Below are 15,015 nucleotides of genomic sequence, written 5' to 3'. Positions count from 1 at the left end.
GCTCTCTAAAACATATCCTTTCCTTTTTTGTCTGAAAGCTATTACAATAGAATTAACTGTATTGTTTGAACTATTTCAAACATCGGACAGCCGAAAGGAGTTGTGAATGATGGACTTTAAACGTATTAACGAAAATACACTCATGCTTTTCTTATCGTATGTGGATATTGAAGAACGTGGATTTACGAAAGATGAAATCTGGTATAACCGCGAAAAAGGGGAAGAACTTTTTTGGGTTATGATGGATGAATTAGAGGAGTCTGGAAATGGTTATGACGTCGATTCAGACGGTCCACTCTGGATTCAAGTCGTTAGTAAAGAATCAGGCCTAGAATTAACGATCACGACGGCTAAGTTACCAGATGATCTTGAGGAAACGGACTTGCCTTTCGGAAAAAATGGATTACCAGTTGGATTACCAGGTATTTTTGATTTAGATCAAATGTCGGGGAAAGATTTGACACCACTTGAAGAAGACGAATATGGCATTGAGCAATTTGAATTTGTGTTTGAAGGAAAAGATATTGATGAGATTATTCATACTGCTGAGCGTATGCCAATCGATGCAGACGTCCAAACAGCTTTATTTGAACGAGATCAAAAATACTTCTTATATATGCATTTTGATGAACAAATGGATGTAAACGATCGCTTCGATATTGTGAGCATTGCGTTAGAGTGTTTAACAAAATCAAATACGACGATTCACGTACTTCAAGAATACGGCAATCAAATCATTGAAAAAGATGTATTCCATACGATGCGTCTTTATTTTTAAAGCATTTGCATCACACATACTAAAAGGAAGAAGATTACATGAAAATGTAGTCTTTTTTTGTTCATTTTTTTATGATGTCGATGACTCTTGTATAAGAAGTATCTCTTTTTTATGCTAGAGAAAAGAGGTGAGAGACATGTTAGTTGCGTTGAGTGAACGGCATAAGCTCGTTTTTTTAGAAGGTGTTCAAAGTAGGGAAAGCTTGAAACAAATAAGGAAGCAGCGTCGTTTTTTCTGTCCTGCATGTCGACGCCCAGTAACGTTGAAAATTGGAGAAACGATGACACCCCATTTTGCTCATAAACAAAGTGAGCGCTGTATCGCTCATTTTTCGGAAGGGGAGAGTGCTATACATTTAGCTGGCAAAAAACAGCTACATACGTTGTTGAAACGTTTTGCGAATGCGCAATTAGAGCAATATATTCCGACGATTCAACAACGTCCAGACGTATTTATTGCACCGTATGCGATTGAGTTTCAATGTAGCCCATTATCATTAGATGCTTTTCAACAACGGAATCGAGGGTATGCATCTATGAATATTGTGCCGATTTGGATTCCGTATAGAAAGTTAGATAAAGAGGGTATTCAAACAATTACACTCGTACCAGCGATGCAAAAATATATGAAGCAGCACGAACTCATGACCTATGATCCGGATCGCCAAACGTTTCAATATGTGACGGATTTAATTATGGTGACGAAAACGATTTGGATTGGAAAGGTGACTCATTTATCATTGCAAAAACAACATTTTCCGTTTCATCGGGTGAAGCCTATAACGAAGCAACAGTTTGAAGAATTATTCGTTTTGTGGCAGCAAATACGCCATCGAAAATTGCATCAAACGATTCGGTATAAAAGAGGATTACAAGAGCCGCTCGTACGCTATTTATATGAACAAAAAATATCGCTCGATGAATTGTCCGAACATATCGGTGTCCCGACGAACTACGGGATGCAGTCCCTATTTTGTGCGGATTGGCAGCTCGTTTATTATGCGAATTATTTTCCCGACGGAATCGCTTCATTTCAACGTTCGGAGCATTTTGATGTGGAGGAGGAACAACTACTAGCTTACGACCGATATTTAGTCGAAATGCTTGAAAATGGGCAGAAACAAATTGATTATTTATACAGTCAATTTGTTGCAATTCGATATGAAAATTGAGAAAATAGTTGTAACTAAATTTATTTAGTAATGCGAAATATAGGAGGATTTTGATTATGGCAACAGAAACGAAAAAAATTCCTACACGTGATGAGGTTCCCGTTGAAAAAACGTGGCGTCTTGAAGATATTTTTGCGACGGATGCAGCATGGGATGCTGAATACGAAAATGTAGAAGCATTAAGTGAAAAAGCAAGCAACTATCAAGGAACGTTACAAGATGGTGCTGAAGCGATGTTAGCAGCGTTGAAATATAGAGACGAACTTTACTCTCGCCTTAGCCGCCTATATGCATATTCTCATATGCGTTACGACCAAGATACGACGAATAGCTTTTACCAAGCAATGGATAGCCGTGCTAAAACATTGTTAGCGAAAGCATCTACGAGCATTTCTTTCTTAACGCCTGAAATTTTAGCGTTGGACGAAGCGACTGTCGACGGTTACTTAAATGAAAACGAAGCGTTACGTTTATACAAAATAGAGTTAGACGAATTGAAAGTACAACGTCCGCACGTATTACCAGCAGAACAAGAAGCACTACTTGCACAAATGGGCGAAGTAACGAATGCGTCTTCTAATACATTCGGTATGCTGAACAATGCGGACTTACAATTCCCAACCGTTAAAGATGAAAATGGGGAAGACGTTCAATTAACGCACGGCAACTATACACACTTTTTAGAAAGTGCAGATCGTGCTACACGTGAGCGTGCTTTCCATGCGATGTATGAAACGTACGGTCAATTTTTAAATACATTTGCGACGACATTAACAGGGAATGTGAAAAAACATAATGTGTCTGCACGTATTCGTCAATACGATTCAGCACGCCATGCCGCACTTAGCAACAACCAAATTCCTGAAAAAGTATATGATCAATTATTAGATACGGTTCATCATAATTTACCACTCATGCATAAATACATTAGCCTTCGTAAAAAAGTGTTAGGTGTCGATGAACTACATATGTGGGATATTTACACACCACTTGTAAAAGAAGCGAAGTTTGAACTTGAATATGATGAAGCAGCTAAAATGATGGTTGATGCATTGTCTATAATGGGTGAAGAATATACGGCGATTTTAAATGAAGCATTAGAAAATCGTTGGGTCGACGTCGTTGAAAACAAAGGGAAACGTAGCGGTGCTTATTCTTCAGGCACATACGGTACGAACCCATACATTTTAATGAACTGGCAAAAAAACTTAGACAATTTATTTACACTCGTACATGAATTTGGTCATAGTGTGCACAGTTACTTCACACGTAAAAATCAACCGTTCGTATACGGCGACTATTCAATTTTCGTGGCGGAAGTAGCGTCAACTTGTAACGAAGAGTTACTAACTGAATACTTACTGAAAACGGTTAAAGATGAAAAATTACGTATTTACGTATTAAACCATTGGTTAGAAGGCGTTCGTAGCACGATTGTACGTCAAACGATGTTCGCAGAATTCGAATATTTAATTCATGAAATGGACAATCGCGGTGAAGCATTAACAGCTGAAACGATGACAACTGCTTATCATGAACTAAATAAACGCTACTTCGGTGAAGATATGATCGTTGACGAAGAAATCGGTCGTGAATGGGCTCGTATTCCACATTTCTACTACAATTATTACGTATACCAATATGCAACAGGTAAATCGGCAGCAATCGCATTAAGTAAACAAATTTTACAAGAAGGCGATGTAGCGGTAGAACGTTATATTAATAACTTCTTAAAAGCAGGTTCTTCCGATACGCCAATTAACATTTTACGTGGTGCAGGTGTTGATATGGAATCAGCTCAACCAATTCAAGAAGCGTTTGATTTATTTGAAGAACGTCTTGCTGAATTAGAAACATTGTTAACGAAATAATTAACAAGCATTTTAGAAAGCAGTCTGAAATCACAAAGTGGTTTCGGACTGCTTTTTCTTTTTTAGAAACATGGCCATAGCAACACATCGTGTAAACTTATTGTTGCAATGTTTAAATATATTCATTCAAATGATCAAATTAAAAATTGTGAAAATTAACATATTGACAAATTAAAGAAAAAATGGCGAACGTTTAATTTACGTTTTGATTCCTCATAGTAATGAGAAAGAATCGTGTGTGTAATGTAAACGATTTCATTATGTCTTATTTGTGAACTTAAGTTAAAAACGTTGCTATAACAACATTTCGATGATAAAGTAATACTCGTGAAATAAATCACAACAAACATACACCCCTTTGTTTGAACGTGAACATTTCTCCCATCCCCTTTGTGAAAGTGAGTAACTCCCGTAGAGGATACTCATTTTAATTTTAATAAAAAATTGATGTAACTCGTTACATCAAAAAAACTCCGTTTCCCCAACGGAGTCTTTTTTTTGCCTTTTTTTCAGTTTTAAATGATTGCATCTCGAAGGGAATCATTTGATGAATAAATAAACCCGCCTGTACGCATCCTATACGTACAGGCGGGTTTTCATGCATCTATTTAATTTGCCATAAAGACGTACGCTGACAAACGAGGCGTGCCACTTTTTGTTGTAGCATTCGTTTTTTTAATTCACGTTCCGCAAGTTTCTCCGGAATTTCGTAAATCTCAGCGACCTCTTTCGTAGACAATGTTTCATAACGACGGAATAAATCTTCAAGGGTAGGAGGGTCTTGTGCAATTAATGTGTCATCGAGCATTTCTTGTAAAATATGTTCGTATACGTCGAAACTGTATGCGCCAGAAACTTTTAAGCCTTCATCTTCTATATTTTCATTGAAAAATACGAGACTTGGTACTTCATTTACTTCCATTTCACGAGTAACACATAGATCATTTTGGAACGCACGAGACGCTTCCATTGAACGGAAATCCGAATGGAATTCCACCATGTCTAAACGACAATGTTCAGCGATTTCATTAAGTGTAGAACTTAGGCAAACGTCTTTTTCGTCCATTAGGACATATTCTTGCAGTTTGCGTAAAAAGCGAGAGCCTGCTTTTTTACCTTGTAGTTCAGCTGCTTTGACAGCGACTGAAGGAAGTACAGGATGAGAGACGTCTGTAAAATCATCTCCGACAGGACAACCGTTTCTTTTTTGGCAAGCGACATTTAAAGAAGAAAGCTCCGTACTTAAAATATATCGAATCGTAAAATAATGTCCGTAGCTGATTTGTAGGCGACGGATAATCGTCTGCAAATGCCAGCTGTCCGGATGTAGTAAGTCCACAAATACATAAAGTTCAATTGGTTTGCTGAAGGAAGTAGTTGAGGGTGCTACTTGCTCGGTCACAAATTGTACATTTGCCACTGTTATACCTCCTCGTTTGGATCCTCGGCATTAATCATATGGTGTGCTGTTAAAACGAGACGTTTGTAAAAAACTTCTCTAAATTTACCTTCTAGACCAACTTCGTCCATTGCTTCGTACATGCATTCTAACCATGCCTGTGCGCGTTCGGGTGTAACGGCAAATCCCATATGTCTAGCGCGTAACATCGGATGTCCATGTTCTTGTGTATATAAATCAGGCCCGCCTAAATATTGTGTTTGGAATTGTTTTTGCTTGCGGGCTGTTTCTGTTAAATCATCTGGAAAAATAGGCTTTAGCTTTGGATTCTTCGCTACTTTCGAATAAAAAGAATCGATTAAATCCGAAAGTTTTTCGGCACCAATTTCCTCAAATGGAATAATCGGTTTTTGAGTCATCGTAATATGCTCCTTTGCTTTAGCTGTAACTCTATTTTAGCAACAGCCTAGTAATTTCTCAAACAAATGGTATCGGGTCGTCTTTTTAGGCATTAAAATCTCCTAAATATTGATAATCTAAAAGTTATCATCGTTGTTTTTAAAGAAAGATGCAACTAAAAAGGGTTTTTTGAAAAGGATTTTTGAAAATAAGAAACGTGCGTAGTTATTTTTTATCGGATCGGCGTCCTTTTTTTGCAGCATATGACGGTTTTATAATAAAAAAACACGCGTGCAATTTGCAGGCGTGTTTCGGAAGAAGCGTATTTAAGCATTGTAGTTTGCCATAATTTTTGAAACGTAGTTTTGCGTTTCTTTAAATGGAGGAACCCCGCCGTATTTAGAAACATTTCCAGGGCCAGCGTTGTATCCAGCGAGCATTAAATCGTAACTACCGAATTTATCTAGCATTTGGCGTAAATATTTCGTCCCTGCCATAATGTTTTGTTCGGCATTTGTAGAGTCGTTCACACCTAAGTATTTTGCGGTACTCGGCATTAATTGCATTAATCCTTTAGCGCCAGTACTGCTCGTCGCATTCGTATTGAAGCCAGATTCTTGTTGAATGACAGCTTTAATCATTTTTTCAGGGATGCTATAAAGAACAGATGCTTTTTTTATAATCGCATCGTATTGCGTTGCTTTCCCGGTGGAAGTTGAAGCGATAGAATCACTCGCAGTTGCTTTTGTAGTTGCAGTCGATGCGGCAGTTTGTGTAATCGCAGGCTGGCTTTGTGTCGTCGCGTACGTAGATTGCACCGATGCAGGTGTATAAGCAGAAGTTGAGCCGTTATATAAGCTCGTACTCGCACCTAAAAGATTCGCAACGGCGGACAAATCGATGCCGGATTGTTGAGCGGTTGCGGCAAACGTATTAGCTGCAGACAATAGCTGTGTGAAAGCTTGTGTCATCGAAGCATTATTGCTTGATTGATTCGCTGAAAGACCAGCCATTAATCCGAGTGTAGATGAATTGTTGTAGGCGGTATTGTTCGTTAAAGATTGTGATAATAAATTAGAAAAATCAGTAGAAGAAGTAAGTGATGATGAATCACTTGCAGTTGTCGTATTAAGCGCTTGCACTTGTGCGAGGGCAGCTAATGATGAAACGTCCACGGATTTATTCTCCTTTCTGTTTTTGAACGGCTTTGACGAAGCGAGCGACTTTTTTATCGGCTTGTCGTACCGGAATATGGAACTGTTGGAGTAATTGTTCGAAAATGATACGTCCAGTTTGCTCGTTACGTACTTCGTATTCTAACTCGAAGTCTTCGGTATTCGCATATTGCGAATGATCGAAAACGAGTAAACCGTCTTTATAGTTTATTTCGGCACGAGTCGTTGAAAGTGTACCGAGTAATTGTAATTTTTCTTCAGAAACGTTTAAAAACTGCAGGCGTTCGTGTACTTCTTCGGCATGAAGCGTTTCATTCCCAGCTAAAACGGCTTGTACGTGGTCAGCTTGTAGTAAATCAGTCGTCTCGGTCAAACCAATTCCTGCGGCTGGTTCTTTTAATGTACATTCGAAGCGGTCGGCAACTTCGCGTATGCGTAAACCACTTTTCGCATCACGAAGGGAAAAGTCCGCTGTATCAAAATAATGATTTTTTTGTGTGTGAAATGCCTCTTCATTGACGTTGAACGCTTTCGTTAGCGTTTGAAACTCTTCTTTTGTAAGCATATTTTTAAATTCAATTTCTAGTTGTTTTGACATGAGAACGCATCCTTTCATTTGAATTTCATTATACGTTTTTTTCTCTGTTGGAAAATGGGGAAAGCGTCGGTTTGTTGTGAAAAAAAAGAACAGAATATGATAAAATGGAGTAGTATATTCATGGAAGGGAAGATTGGCATTGCGTAACTTATTTAAAGCATCTTATGAACAAACGACAAATGCGGTCGTACAGTTTCAATTGACTACTTTACCAGAGGGGCGTTTCGTACCAGCTGGGCAAATTATTACGGATTCAGATAATATGACATTCATTTATTTAATGGATAATGGTGAAAATTATAGCTACGTATTTTTTGAGCAAGATGTGTGGCCACAACTCGTTGAGGTAATTGCATCAGAAGATCCAGTGCTTCGTTGGGGCGAACAGCAAGCCGTTCTTCACAATTTCCGTGATGAATTAGAAGGATTAATTTACAATATAGAAGGTAACTCGAATTATGGTGAAGCTTTTTCACAAGCTGTTGAGCAAGCCTTCACAAGCATTTTAAGCGAGGCCTAAGAATTAGGGGGACTTGTCATGGGACAATGGGATCGATTTTTACAGCCCTATAAACAAGCCGTAGATGAGTTGAAAATTAAGTTAAAAGGTATTCGTACACAGTTTCAACGTAACAATGAAACATCTCCAATTGAGTTTGTTACAGGGCGTGTGAAACCGCTGGCGAGTATTTATGACAAAACACTTTCAAAAGGGTTAGTGTTTGAACCATCTGAACGTTTAGCACATGAGCTGCAAGATATTGCCGGCGTGCGTGTTATGTGTCAGTTCGTGGACGATATTCCGACCGTACTGAACTTATTGCGCCAACGCCACGATTTAAAAATTGTAGAAGAGAAAGATTATATAACGAATGCAAAACCGAGTGGGTATCGCTCTTATCACGTTGTTGTAGAATATCCTGTAGCAACGATTCATGGCGAAATGACGATATTAGCAGAAATCCAAATTCGGACGTTAGCGATGAATTTTTGGGCATCGATTGAACATTCACTCAACTACAAATATAAAGGGGACTTCCCATCGGAAATTTCAGAAAGACTGCAAAGCGCTGCTGAAGCGGCTTTCCGACTTGATGGGGAAATGTCACTTATACGAGATGAAATTCACGAAGCACAAGCTTACTTTACAGAGTATAAAGAAGCTTCTGAACCAGTCGTGAGAGAAAATGATTCGAATGAAAAGGGGGAAAATGTATGAAGTTCGCCGTACAATCACGTAATGATCCACAATCAAATGAATTAATGGAAAGAGCGATCAGTTATTTAACCGACTTCGGCATGGAAGTCGATGAGGAGAAACCAGATATCGTTTTATCTATTGGAGGAGATGGCACGCTGCTACATGCGTTCCACCGCTATACGCATATGTTGTCGGAAGTTGCGTTTGTCGGCATTCATACAGGTCACCTCGGTTTTTATGCGGATTGGAAGCCGAGTGAAATTGAAAAACTAGTCATTTCAATCGCAAAAGGAGAATTCCGCGTCATTGAATATCCTTTATTAGAAGTAACGATTAATTATCAAGATTCTGAAGAAAGTTTCACCTATTTAGCATTAAATGAATCGACAGTGAAGTCATCGGAAGTCACGCTCGTTATGGATGTCATGTTAAATGGACGTCGTTTCGAACGATTCCGTGGAGACGGCTTATGTGTCTCAACACCGTCGGGTAGTACGGCTTACAATAAAGCACTCGGTGGAGCGATTTTACATCCTTCATTAGAAGCGCTACAAATTACGGAAATGGCATCGATTAACAACCGCGTATTCCGTACGGTCGGTTCGTCACTCGTTTTACCATCTCATCATCATTGCTTACTGAAACCTGTACAAGCAGATGACTTTATGGTGACGGTTGACCACGTACAACTCCTTCATAAAAATGTGAAATCGATTGAATATCGTGTAGCGAAAGAAAAAGTTCGTTTTGCACGATTCAAAGCTTTCCCATTTTGGCAACGTGTTCACGATTCATTTATTGATAGTGATTTAAGAGATTAAACATGGATAATCGGTATACAATTACATTTACAGCGACTGCAGCAATTATGCTACGCAGCGCATTACAAAGTTATGGCATTTCGAAAAAAGCATTAACGGCGATTAAATTTCGTGGCGGTGAGATTACGGTGAACGGGCAAGAACAAACCGTTCGTTACGTATTAGAAGTAGGCGATGTCATCACGGTGAAATTCCCACGTGAAGAAGTGAGCGATGGACTCGTGCCGGTAGACGGTCCGTTAGACATCGTTTATGAAGATGCGGAAATTTTAATTTTAAACAAACAACCGTACCAAGCGACGATTCCGTCTCATAATCATTTAGATACGAATGTCGCGGCAATCGTTGCGGGCTATTTCCAAAAAAATCATATTCCTTCAACGGTACACGTCGTGAATCGTTTGGATCGTAATACGTCGGGTTTAATGTGTATTGCCAAGCATCGTCACGTCCATCACGTATTGTGTGAGCAACAAAAGCGTCACGACATCTCACGTCAGTATGAAGCGATTGTGCACGGACATGTTTCTTTAGATGAAGGGTCGATTATTGCACCAATCGGTCGTCACGATACGAGTATTATTGAACGTGTGATTTGTCCAGAAGGGCAATTTGCACATACGGATTATAAAGTGCTACGTCGCTTTACGTATGAAGGGGAACCGATGACGCACGTTCGTTTATTCCTTCATACAGGACGTACACATCAAATTCGTGTGCATATGGCACATTTAGGGCATCCGTTAGTCGGAGATACGCTTTATGATGGACGATTAACAGGAATTGAACGTTCTGCGCTCCATTGCGTATATATGCAGTTGACGCACCCTCTGACACAACATACGATTCAATGGGAAAGTGCGTTACCAGACGATATGCAACAATTGCTACGGTAATAAAACTGACCTAAAAATTTGAGACAACATAAAAAGGAAAAGACACTTTCAAAGGGATCAAATCTTTGGAGGTGTTTTTTGATAGGAAAAAAATATTCATACGAAACAAAAATGAAAGTGATGAAGAGGAAGTTGGCACAAGTGCCAGTGAAAGAAATGATGAACGTATGTGGGATTAAAAATGACAGGCAACTTTATCAATGCCATGCCCCAGGAAAGCGGTCGTCACATTCTGCTTAAAAGAAGCATCTTTTTCACTGTCTCACTTTCGTGGGGCAGTTCCAATAGGGCATCTCCTTCTTTATTTTTATGCGCAAATGAGGAATGGCTATTCCCGTTGTGTATTTTCTTACGTTTGTTGTCATGAGTATGAAGCTTATTTCGTTTAAGGTTTCGTAGTAGCATACTTAAATTTCAACAAAAATTATTTTTTTCTATAAGGGATTTTTAATAGAAGTATATTCGGAGTGACAGCCGCGACTTCTACGGGAAGAGCGCGAGCGGAATATCCATTTTTTTCGCGTCCTTGCGAAAAGCTTCGGCTAAAACGGAGTATAAAAGTTGCCTAGCTTTATTTTTATTATTCATTTATATAAGTGTCATCTTAGGAAAGTTCTTTTTATTTAATACGTATAATATGCTCATTTGAATTAATAGATATGATTTTCAAAAGGGAGTGTTTTTAAAAGAATAGTAGGAAGATAGTCAAACGGTGAATGTAGCATCTTTTTTCGTAAGTGAATGGATAAGATGTATGCCAATTCGAGCGAATAGTAGAATTAAGGTTTAATATAGTTGTGGAAAATGGTAGTATGAACTTTGTTCAAATGAATCGATTGAAAGGAGGGGATAATATGGCAGAAGAATTAAAAGATCGCATGGAAGCACAATTTCAAGAAGAACAATTAATCGCACTTTTACAACAAGGTGACATTGTTGCTTTCCGAGACCAATTCTTAGATTTACATCCCTATGATCAAGGACAATTTTATGAGAAGGTGGACCCTGATATACGTCAAATCATCTACCAATATTTATCTCCGAAAGAACTTGCAACGATTTTTGAGGCAATTGAGTTAGATGATGAAGAATATCCTATTTTTATTGAAGAAATGGAAGCATCTTATGCAGCTGAAATGCTCGGTGAAATGTATACCGATGATGCGGTCGACGTTTTAAACGAACTGGACCAAGATCAAACGAGCCATTTTTTAAAAATTATGGATGAGGAAGCAGCACAAGATATTCGTGAATTACTTCACTATGAACAAGATACAGCTGGTTCGATTATGACGACCGAGTATGTGGCGGTTGCTGAAAATTCAAATGTTCGTTCTGCAATGACTATTCTTCGAAATGAAGCACAAGAAGCAGAAACGATTTATTATATTTTTGTAGTAGATGACCAAAACCGTCTGACGGGTGTTTTGTCATTGAGAGATTTAATTATCGCTGGAGAAGATACGCTCATTCGTGATATTCGCAATGAACGTGTCGTGAGTGTTCTCGTGACAGACGACCAAGAAGACGTTGCACAAGTCATGCGTGATTATAACTTCGTAGCACTTCCTGTTACGAATTCACGTAATGAAATGTTAGGGATTATTACAGTCGATGATATTATCGACGTCATTGATGAAGAAGCCGAAGAAGATTACTCAAAATTTGCCGGTGTCTCTGATATGGAAACATTTGATACGAGTCCTTTTACGGCTGCTAAAAAGCGTTTGCCGTGGCTCGTTTGTTTATTGTTCCTCGGAATGATTACAGCGAATCTCGTCGATTTATTTACAGATACGTTATCAAAAGTAGCTTTACTCGCTGCATTTATCCCGTTAATTGGTGGGACGTCAGGGAATAGTGGTACGCAGGCACTAGCCGTTGCTGTCCGAGGGATTTCAAACGGTGATACGGAGAAAGAAAGTAAATGGAAGCTTGTAACACGTGAGATGTTGACGGGGTTAGTCATGGGTGTCATTTGTGGTGTGATTGCGGTCAGTATCGTCTTCTTCTGGAAGCATGAATTTATTTTAGGCTTGCTTGTCGGCGTAGCAATTTGTTGTTCGATTGTTGTGGCAACAGTAGCCGGAGCAATTATTCCATTGTTAATGGATCGTCTGAAAATTGACCCTGCCGTTGCATCGGGTCCCTTTATTACGACACTAAATGATATTACGAGTATTTTAATTTATTTAGGTATTGCGACTGTATTTGTCGAGCAATTAATGTAATGAAAAAACGACTTGAAATTTATTTCAAGTCGTTTTTTCGTCTTATGACTTTCGAACTTTTTTTAATAATTAATAAAAAAATAGTTTAATAGATTGTTTTTGCAGGAATGTTATTAATAATTAAACTTTTTGAAAGGAGTAGGTGCAGATGGGGTATATTTTACCGAACACACCATTACAGTACGCCGATTATGCAAATCGTCTAGCATTTGAAACGAAAGGTTTCTCGTATATTGAAGGTGTACAAGCGGTGGCAGCACATAATCGTTTCTTTGACGAAGTGAAACGATCACAAAAGCATTTTGTTGAGAAAGAACAAGTGAAAAAGACGGCGAAACATTCACAACCTGTATATGCACCTACGGAAGATGTTGTTTTTTACCAACCGAAACCAATGTCTACTGCAGAGATTGTTGGCAAAGGTTTTGTCATAAATGCTTATGCGTAAATGTATAAGCAGTAAGCTTCTTCGAACGATGAGGAAGCTTTTTTATTTTGTTGAACATTTTTGGATTTTTAAACGATAAGACTGCTACTAGTTTGGGATGCTTTATTTAAAATGACTTTTTTTATGAGCGACTTGCGGTAGAAGTATAGAATCGCTCCCAGTATACGAAAAAGACATGCATGATTTTATTCAAATCGTGCATGTCTTTTCTCGTTGACTAAGTTTTATCCTAGTTTTTTTATTTTTGGACACCGTACAAATTTTTCTCCATTGCACGATGTGGAATGTAGTTATCCATAAATTCAGGTGTCGTCACATGATATCCTTGTTTTTCATAAAAAGGAATAGCGTGTGTTTGCGCATTAATTTTAATGTGCGTTACATCCGGATGATGCTCGCGTATAAATTTTTCAACGGTTTGCATCATTTGAACGCCGATTTGTTTCCTTCTGAATTGTGGGAGTACGCTGAGGCGCTCCACTTGGGCTGTGTTGTATCTTTCTTCAATAATAACGCGACCTGCCGCAATGGGCATTTTTTCATAATAAGCGACGAAGTGTGTCGCATAGTCATCTACTTCATCAATTTCAAGCGGAAGCGGTAAGCCTTGTTCTTTAACGAATACTTCCGTTCTTACGAAAAATGCGTCTTTTTTTCTTCATCGTTTTGGACGATTTTAGCAAATACCGGTAACAACTTATTCGCCTCGCAGACGGTATGTTTCATAAACAGACCATGTACCATTTTCTAATTGATAAAGTAAATGTATGCGATGGATCGTTTCGTTAAATTCGATATTGGACATGCGTAATTGACCGAAAATATCGTCATGTTCGCTTGAAGAAAGACCTTGTGCGAGTGTAATGTGAGGCACGAATTGATACGGTGGTTTGCCACCGAACGGTTCCTCATAAAATGTATTGTGCAAGGCTGTTAATTGTTCTGTCGGATCGACTTTTAAATAAATGACATTGTTCACAGGTGAAAATGTACTTACTTTTCCGATGTGAATGTCGATTGGTTTCATTTCTTTCGTTACTTCAGCTACTTGATCCGCCAATTCTTGTAACGTGATATTACTTGATTCAGTCGTTGCACGTAATGTGATATGAGGTGGGAGTTGTGCGTAGTGAGAGTCATATCGTTTGCGATAAGCGTTCGCAAAATCTTGTAATTCTTTTGATGGAAAAGCAACAATACCATAATTCATAAAAAATCCCCCTTAAAATTAACAGTTATCTTAAAATTCAGTATAACAGAAAATACTAAAGAATTTTTAGTCAGGGCCTTTACAATTCGTTAAAATTTTTGATGAATGCTTGTTTTAAGTCAGGTTGCCACGTTTTCCAAGAATGGTCGCCATCTAGTTCTTTATAAAAAGTATCGAATCCTTTTTCAACGAGCAATGTATGAAGTGTACGATTTGGCGTTAAAAAATCTTTAATTTTATGGTCGGTCGTATGAACTTCCGTTTCCCCTTTGCCGACAGCGTGATACATTTTGACTGCCATGCCGTCTGTCGCATTTTGAACGATAGCTAAAACGTCTTCATCCACGAATGGAGAATGCATAATAACGTGCCCGAATGTATCTGGAAAAGCGAGTGCGCCTAACAAAGAAACGGTCGCTGCTTGTGAATCTCCTATGAGTGTACGGTCATCTGCATCGTCTGAAAGACAATAATTCTCATGCATATACGGTAATAATTCATGTTTTAAAAATTGTAAATAAGCTGGATGTTTAATGCCTTTTGGTAAATATTTATCGCGGCGATCTTGAACGCTCTTATAAGGAACAGCGACGATGATAGCCCCATCAATATCGCCATCTTCGATTAAATGATCCATGACAGAAGAAATACGACCGAGCTGAATGTAGTCTTTGCCATCTGCCGCAATGATAAGCGGATAATTCATCATCGGGGTGTAGTTTGACGGAACGTAGATGTATAAGTTGAGGGTTTCGTCTAAAGCGGTACTATGGAATGAAAATTCTTTAATTGTGCCAGTGTTCACTAAAAAGCACTC

At 38.6% G+C, this 15,015-nt stretch carries 17 protein-coding genes; 10 read left to right on the top strand and 7 right to left on the bottom strand.

The features are described 5' to 3' along the window. Window positions 1-106: 106 nt before the first annotated feature. From KSHG_RS03765 to pepF, 3 genes are all read left to right on the top strand, one after another. Window positions 107-778, top strand: a complete 672-nt coding sequence (locus KSHG_RS03765; protein ID WP_235728334.1) for an adaptor protein MecA — start codon at window positions 107-109, stop codon at window positions 776-778. 136 nt (window positions 779-914) lie between these two features. After that, entirely contained in the window at window positions 915-1,949 is a 1,035-nt protein-coding gene (locus KSHG_RS17365) for a competence protein CoiA (RefSeq protein WP_010302040.1), read from the top strand. A 56-nt stretch (window positions 1,950-2,005) separates the two neighbouring features. Beyond that, window positions 2,006-3,820: an oligoendopeptidase F gene (pepF, locus tag KSHG_RS03755; protein ID WP_010302038.1), complete on the top strand. Its 1,815-nt coding sequence runs from the start codon at window positions 2,006-2,008 to the stop codon at window positions 3,818-3,820. Window positions 3,821-4,424: 604 nt separating this feature from the next. On the opposite strand, the gene KSHG_RS03750 is transcribed toward pepF, so the two are convergent. The 4 genes from KSHG_RS03750 to KSHG_RS03735 form a co-directional block, all read right to left on the bottom strand. Further along, window positions 4,425-5,240: a DsbA family protein gene (locus KSHG_RS03750; protein WP_010302034.1), complete on the bottom strand. Its 816-nt coding sequence runs from the start codon at window positions 5,238-5,240 to the stop codon at window positions 4,425-4,427. A gap of 2 nt (window positions 5,241-5,242) precedes the next feature. After that, window positions 5,243-5,638, bottom strand: a complete 396-nt coding sequence (locus KSHG_RS03745; RefSeq protein ID WP_010302030.1) for a globin domain-containing protein — start codon at window positions 5,636-5,638, stop codon at window positions 5,243-5,245. Window positions 5,639-5,944: 306 nt separating this feature from the next. Then, on the bottom strand, window positions 5,945-6,793 hold the full coding sequence (locus KSHG_RS19075) for a lytic transglycosylase domain-containing protein (protein WP_010302027.1): 849 nt from the start codon (window positions 6,791-6,793) through the stop codon (window positions 5,945-5,947). A 4-nt stretch (window positions 6,794-6,797) separates the two neighbouring features. Further along, window positions 6,798-7,391 (bottom strand): CYTH domain-containing protein, encoded by a 594-nt coding sequence (locus KSHG_RS03735; protein WP_010302024.1) that lies wholly within the window; start codon window positions 7,389-7,391, stop codon window positions 6,798-6,800. A gap of 139 nt (window positions 7,392-7,530) precedes the next feature. Here KSHG_RS03735 and KSHG_RS03730 point away from each other — a divergent pair, with 139 nt between their 5' ends. The 7 genes from KSHG_RS03730 to KSHG_RS03700 all read left to right on the top strand — a co-directional run bounded on the left by KSHG_RS03730 (window position 7,531) and on the right by KSHG_RS03700 (window position 12,988). Continuing rightward, window positions 7,531-7,911: a UPF0738 family protein gene (locus tag KSHG_RS03730; protein ID WP_010302021.1), complete on the top strand. Its 381-nt coding sequence runs from the start codon at window positions 7,531-7,533 to the stop codon at window positions 7,909-7,911. Window positions 7,912-7,929: 18 nt separating this feature from the next. Further along, entirely contained in the window at window positions 7,930-8,610 is a 681-nt protein-coding gene (locus KSHG_RS03725; RefSeq protein ID WP_010302018.1) for a GTP pyrophosphokinase, read from the top strand. Next, window positions 8,607-9,413, top strand: a complete 807-nt coding sequence (locus KSHG_RS03720) for an NAD kinase (protein ID WP_010302015.1) — start codon at window positions 8,607-8,609, stop codon at window positions 9,411-9,413. The genes KSHG_RS03725 and KSHG_RS03720 overlap by 4 nt, the downstream gene beginning before the upstream one ends. 2 nt (window positions 9,414-9,415) lie before the next feature. After that, window positions 9,416-10,309, top strand: coding sequence for an RluA family pseudouridine synthase (locus KSHG_RS03715; protein WP_010302011.1), 894 nt, complete (start codon window positions 9,416-9,418; stop codon window positions 10,307-10,309). A gap of 78 nt (window positions 10,310-10,387) precedes the next feature. Beyond that, the gene (locus tag KSHG_RS18245; RefSeq protein WP_154646871.1) at window positions 10,388-10,549 is read left to right on the top strand and encodes a hypothetical protein; all 162 of its coding nucleotides are present in this window, start codon (window positions 10,388-10,390) and stop codon (window positions 10,547-10,549) included. A 614-nt stretch (window positions 10,550-11,163) separates the two neighbouring features. Next, the gene (gene mgtE, locus KSHG_RS03705; protein ID WP_010302008.1) at window positions 11,164-12,540 is read left to right on the top strand and encodes a magnesium transporter; all 1,377 of its coding nucleotides are present in this window, start codon (window positions 11,164-11,166) and stop codon (window positions 12,538-12,540) included. A 148-nt stretch (window positions 12,541-12,688) separates the two neighbouring features. Next, window positions 12,689-12,988 (top strand): hypothetical protein, encoded by a 300-nt coding sequence (locus KSHG_RS03700; RefSeq protein WP_010302005.1) that lies wholly within the window; start codon window positions 12,689-12,691, stop codon window positions 12,986-12,988. 238 nt (window positions 12,989-13,226) lie between these two features. Here the strand turns inward: KSHG_RS03700 and KSHG_RS19070 are convergent, their stop codons facing one another. The 3 genes from KSHG_RS19070 to KSHG_RS03685 form a co-directional block, all read right to left on the bottom strand. Continuing rightward, window positions 13,227-13,574 (bottom strand): GNAT family N-acetyltransferase, encoded by a 348-nt coding sequence (locus KSHG_RS19070; RefSeq protein WP_407635299.1) that lies wholly within the window; start codon window positions 13,572-13,574, stop codon window positions 13,227-13,229. 111 nt (window positions 13,575-13,685) lie between these two features. Beyond that, a complete protein-coding gene (locus tag KSHG_RS03690) occupies window positions 13,686-14,198 on the bottom strand; it encodes a YjcG family protein (protein ID WP_010302000.1) in 513 nt (170 codons plus the stop codon). A 79-nt stretch (window positions 14,199-14,277) separates the two neighbouring features. Next, the gene (locus tag KSHG_RS03685) at window positions 14,278-15,003 is read right to left on the bottom strand and encodes an alpha/beta hydrolase (protein WP_010301997.1); all 726 of its coding nucleotides are present in this window, start codon (window positions 15,001-15,003) and stop codon (window positions 14,278-14,280) included. Window positions 15,004-15,015 lie beyond the last annotated feature (12 nt).

Origin of the sequence: Kurthia senegalensis, assembly GCF_000285595.1 — a bacterium.
GTDB classification, from domain to species: Bacteria; Bacillota; Bacilli; order Bacillales_A; family Planococcaceae; genus Kurthia; species Kurthia senegalensis.
The sequence above is the reverse complement of the archived record's forward strand: the minus strand, read 5'-3'. Positions and strand labels throughout refer to the sequence as shown.

Bases quoted from the DNA above. Each gene is read 5' to 3' on its own strand.
- KSHG_RS03715 (WP_010302011.1), top strand. From the start codon at position 9,416: ATGGATAATCGGTATACAATTACATTTACAGCGACTGCAGCAATTATG.
- KSHG_RS03720 (WP_010302015.1), top strand. From the start codon at position 8,607: ATGAAGTTCGCCGTACAATCACGTAATGATCCACAATCAAATGAATTA.
- KSHG_RS03725 (WP_010302018.1), top strand. From the start codon at position 7,930: ATGGGACAATGGGATCGATTTTTACAGCCCTATAAACAAGCCGTAGAT.
- KSHG_RS03735 (WP_010302024.1), bottom strand. From the start codon at position 7,391: ATGTCAAAACAACTAGAAATTGAATTTAAAAATATGCTTACAAAAGAA.
- KSHG_RS03745 (WP_010302030.1), bottom strand. From the start codon at position 5,638: ATGACTCAAAAACCGATTATTCCATTTGAGGAAATTGGTGCCGAAAAA.
- pepF (WP_010302038.1), top strand. From the start codon at position 2,006: ATGGCAACAGAAACGAAAAAAATTCCTACACGTGATGAGGTTCCCGTT.
- mgtE (WP_010302008.1), top strand. From the start codon at position 11,164: ATGGCAGAAGAATTAAAAGATCGCATGGAAGCACAATTTCAAGAAGAA.
- KSHG_RS03690 (WP_010302000.1), bottom strand. From the start codon at position 14,198: ATGAATTATGGTATTGTTGCTTTTCCATCAAAAGAATTACAAGATTTT.
- KSHG_RS17365 (WP_010302040.1), top strand. From the start codon at position 915: ATGTTAGTTGCGTTGAGTGAACGGCATAAGCTCGTTTTTTTAGAAGGT.
- KSHG_RS03700 (WP_010302005.1), top strand. From the start codon at position 12,689: ATGGGGTATATTTTACCGAACACACCATTACAGTACGCCGATTATGCA.
- KSHG_RS03765 (WP_235728334.1), top strand. From the start codon at position 107: ATGATGGACTTTAAACGTATTAACGAAAATACACTCATGCTTTTCTTA.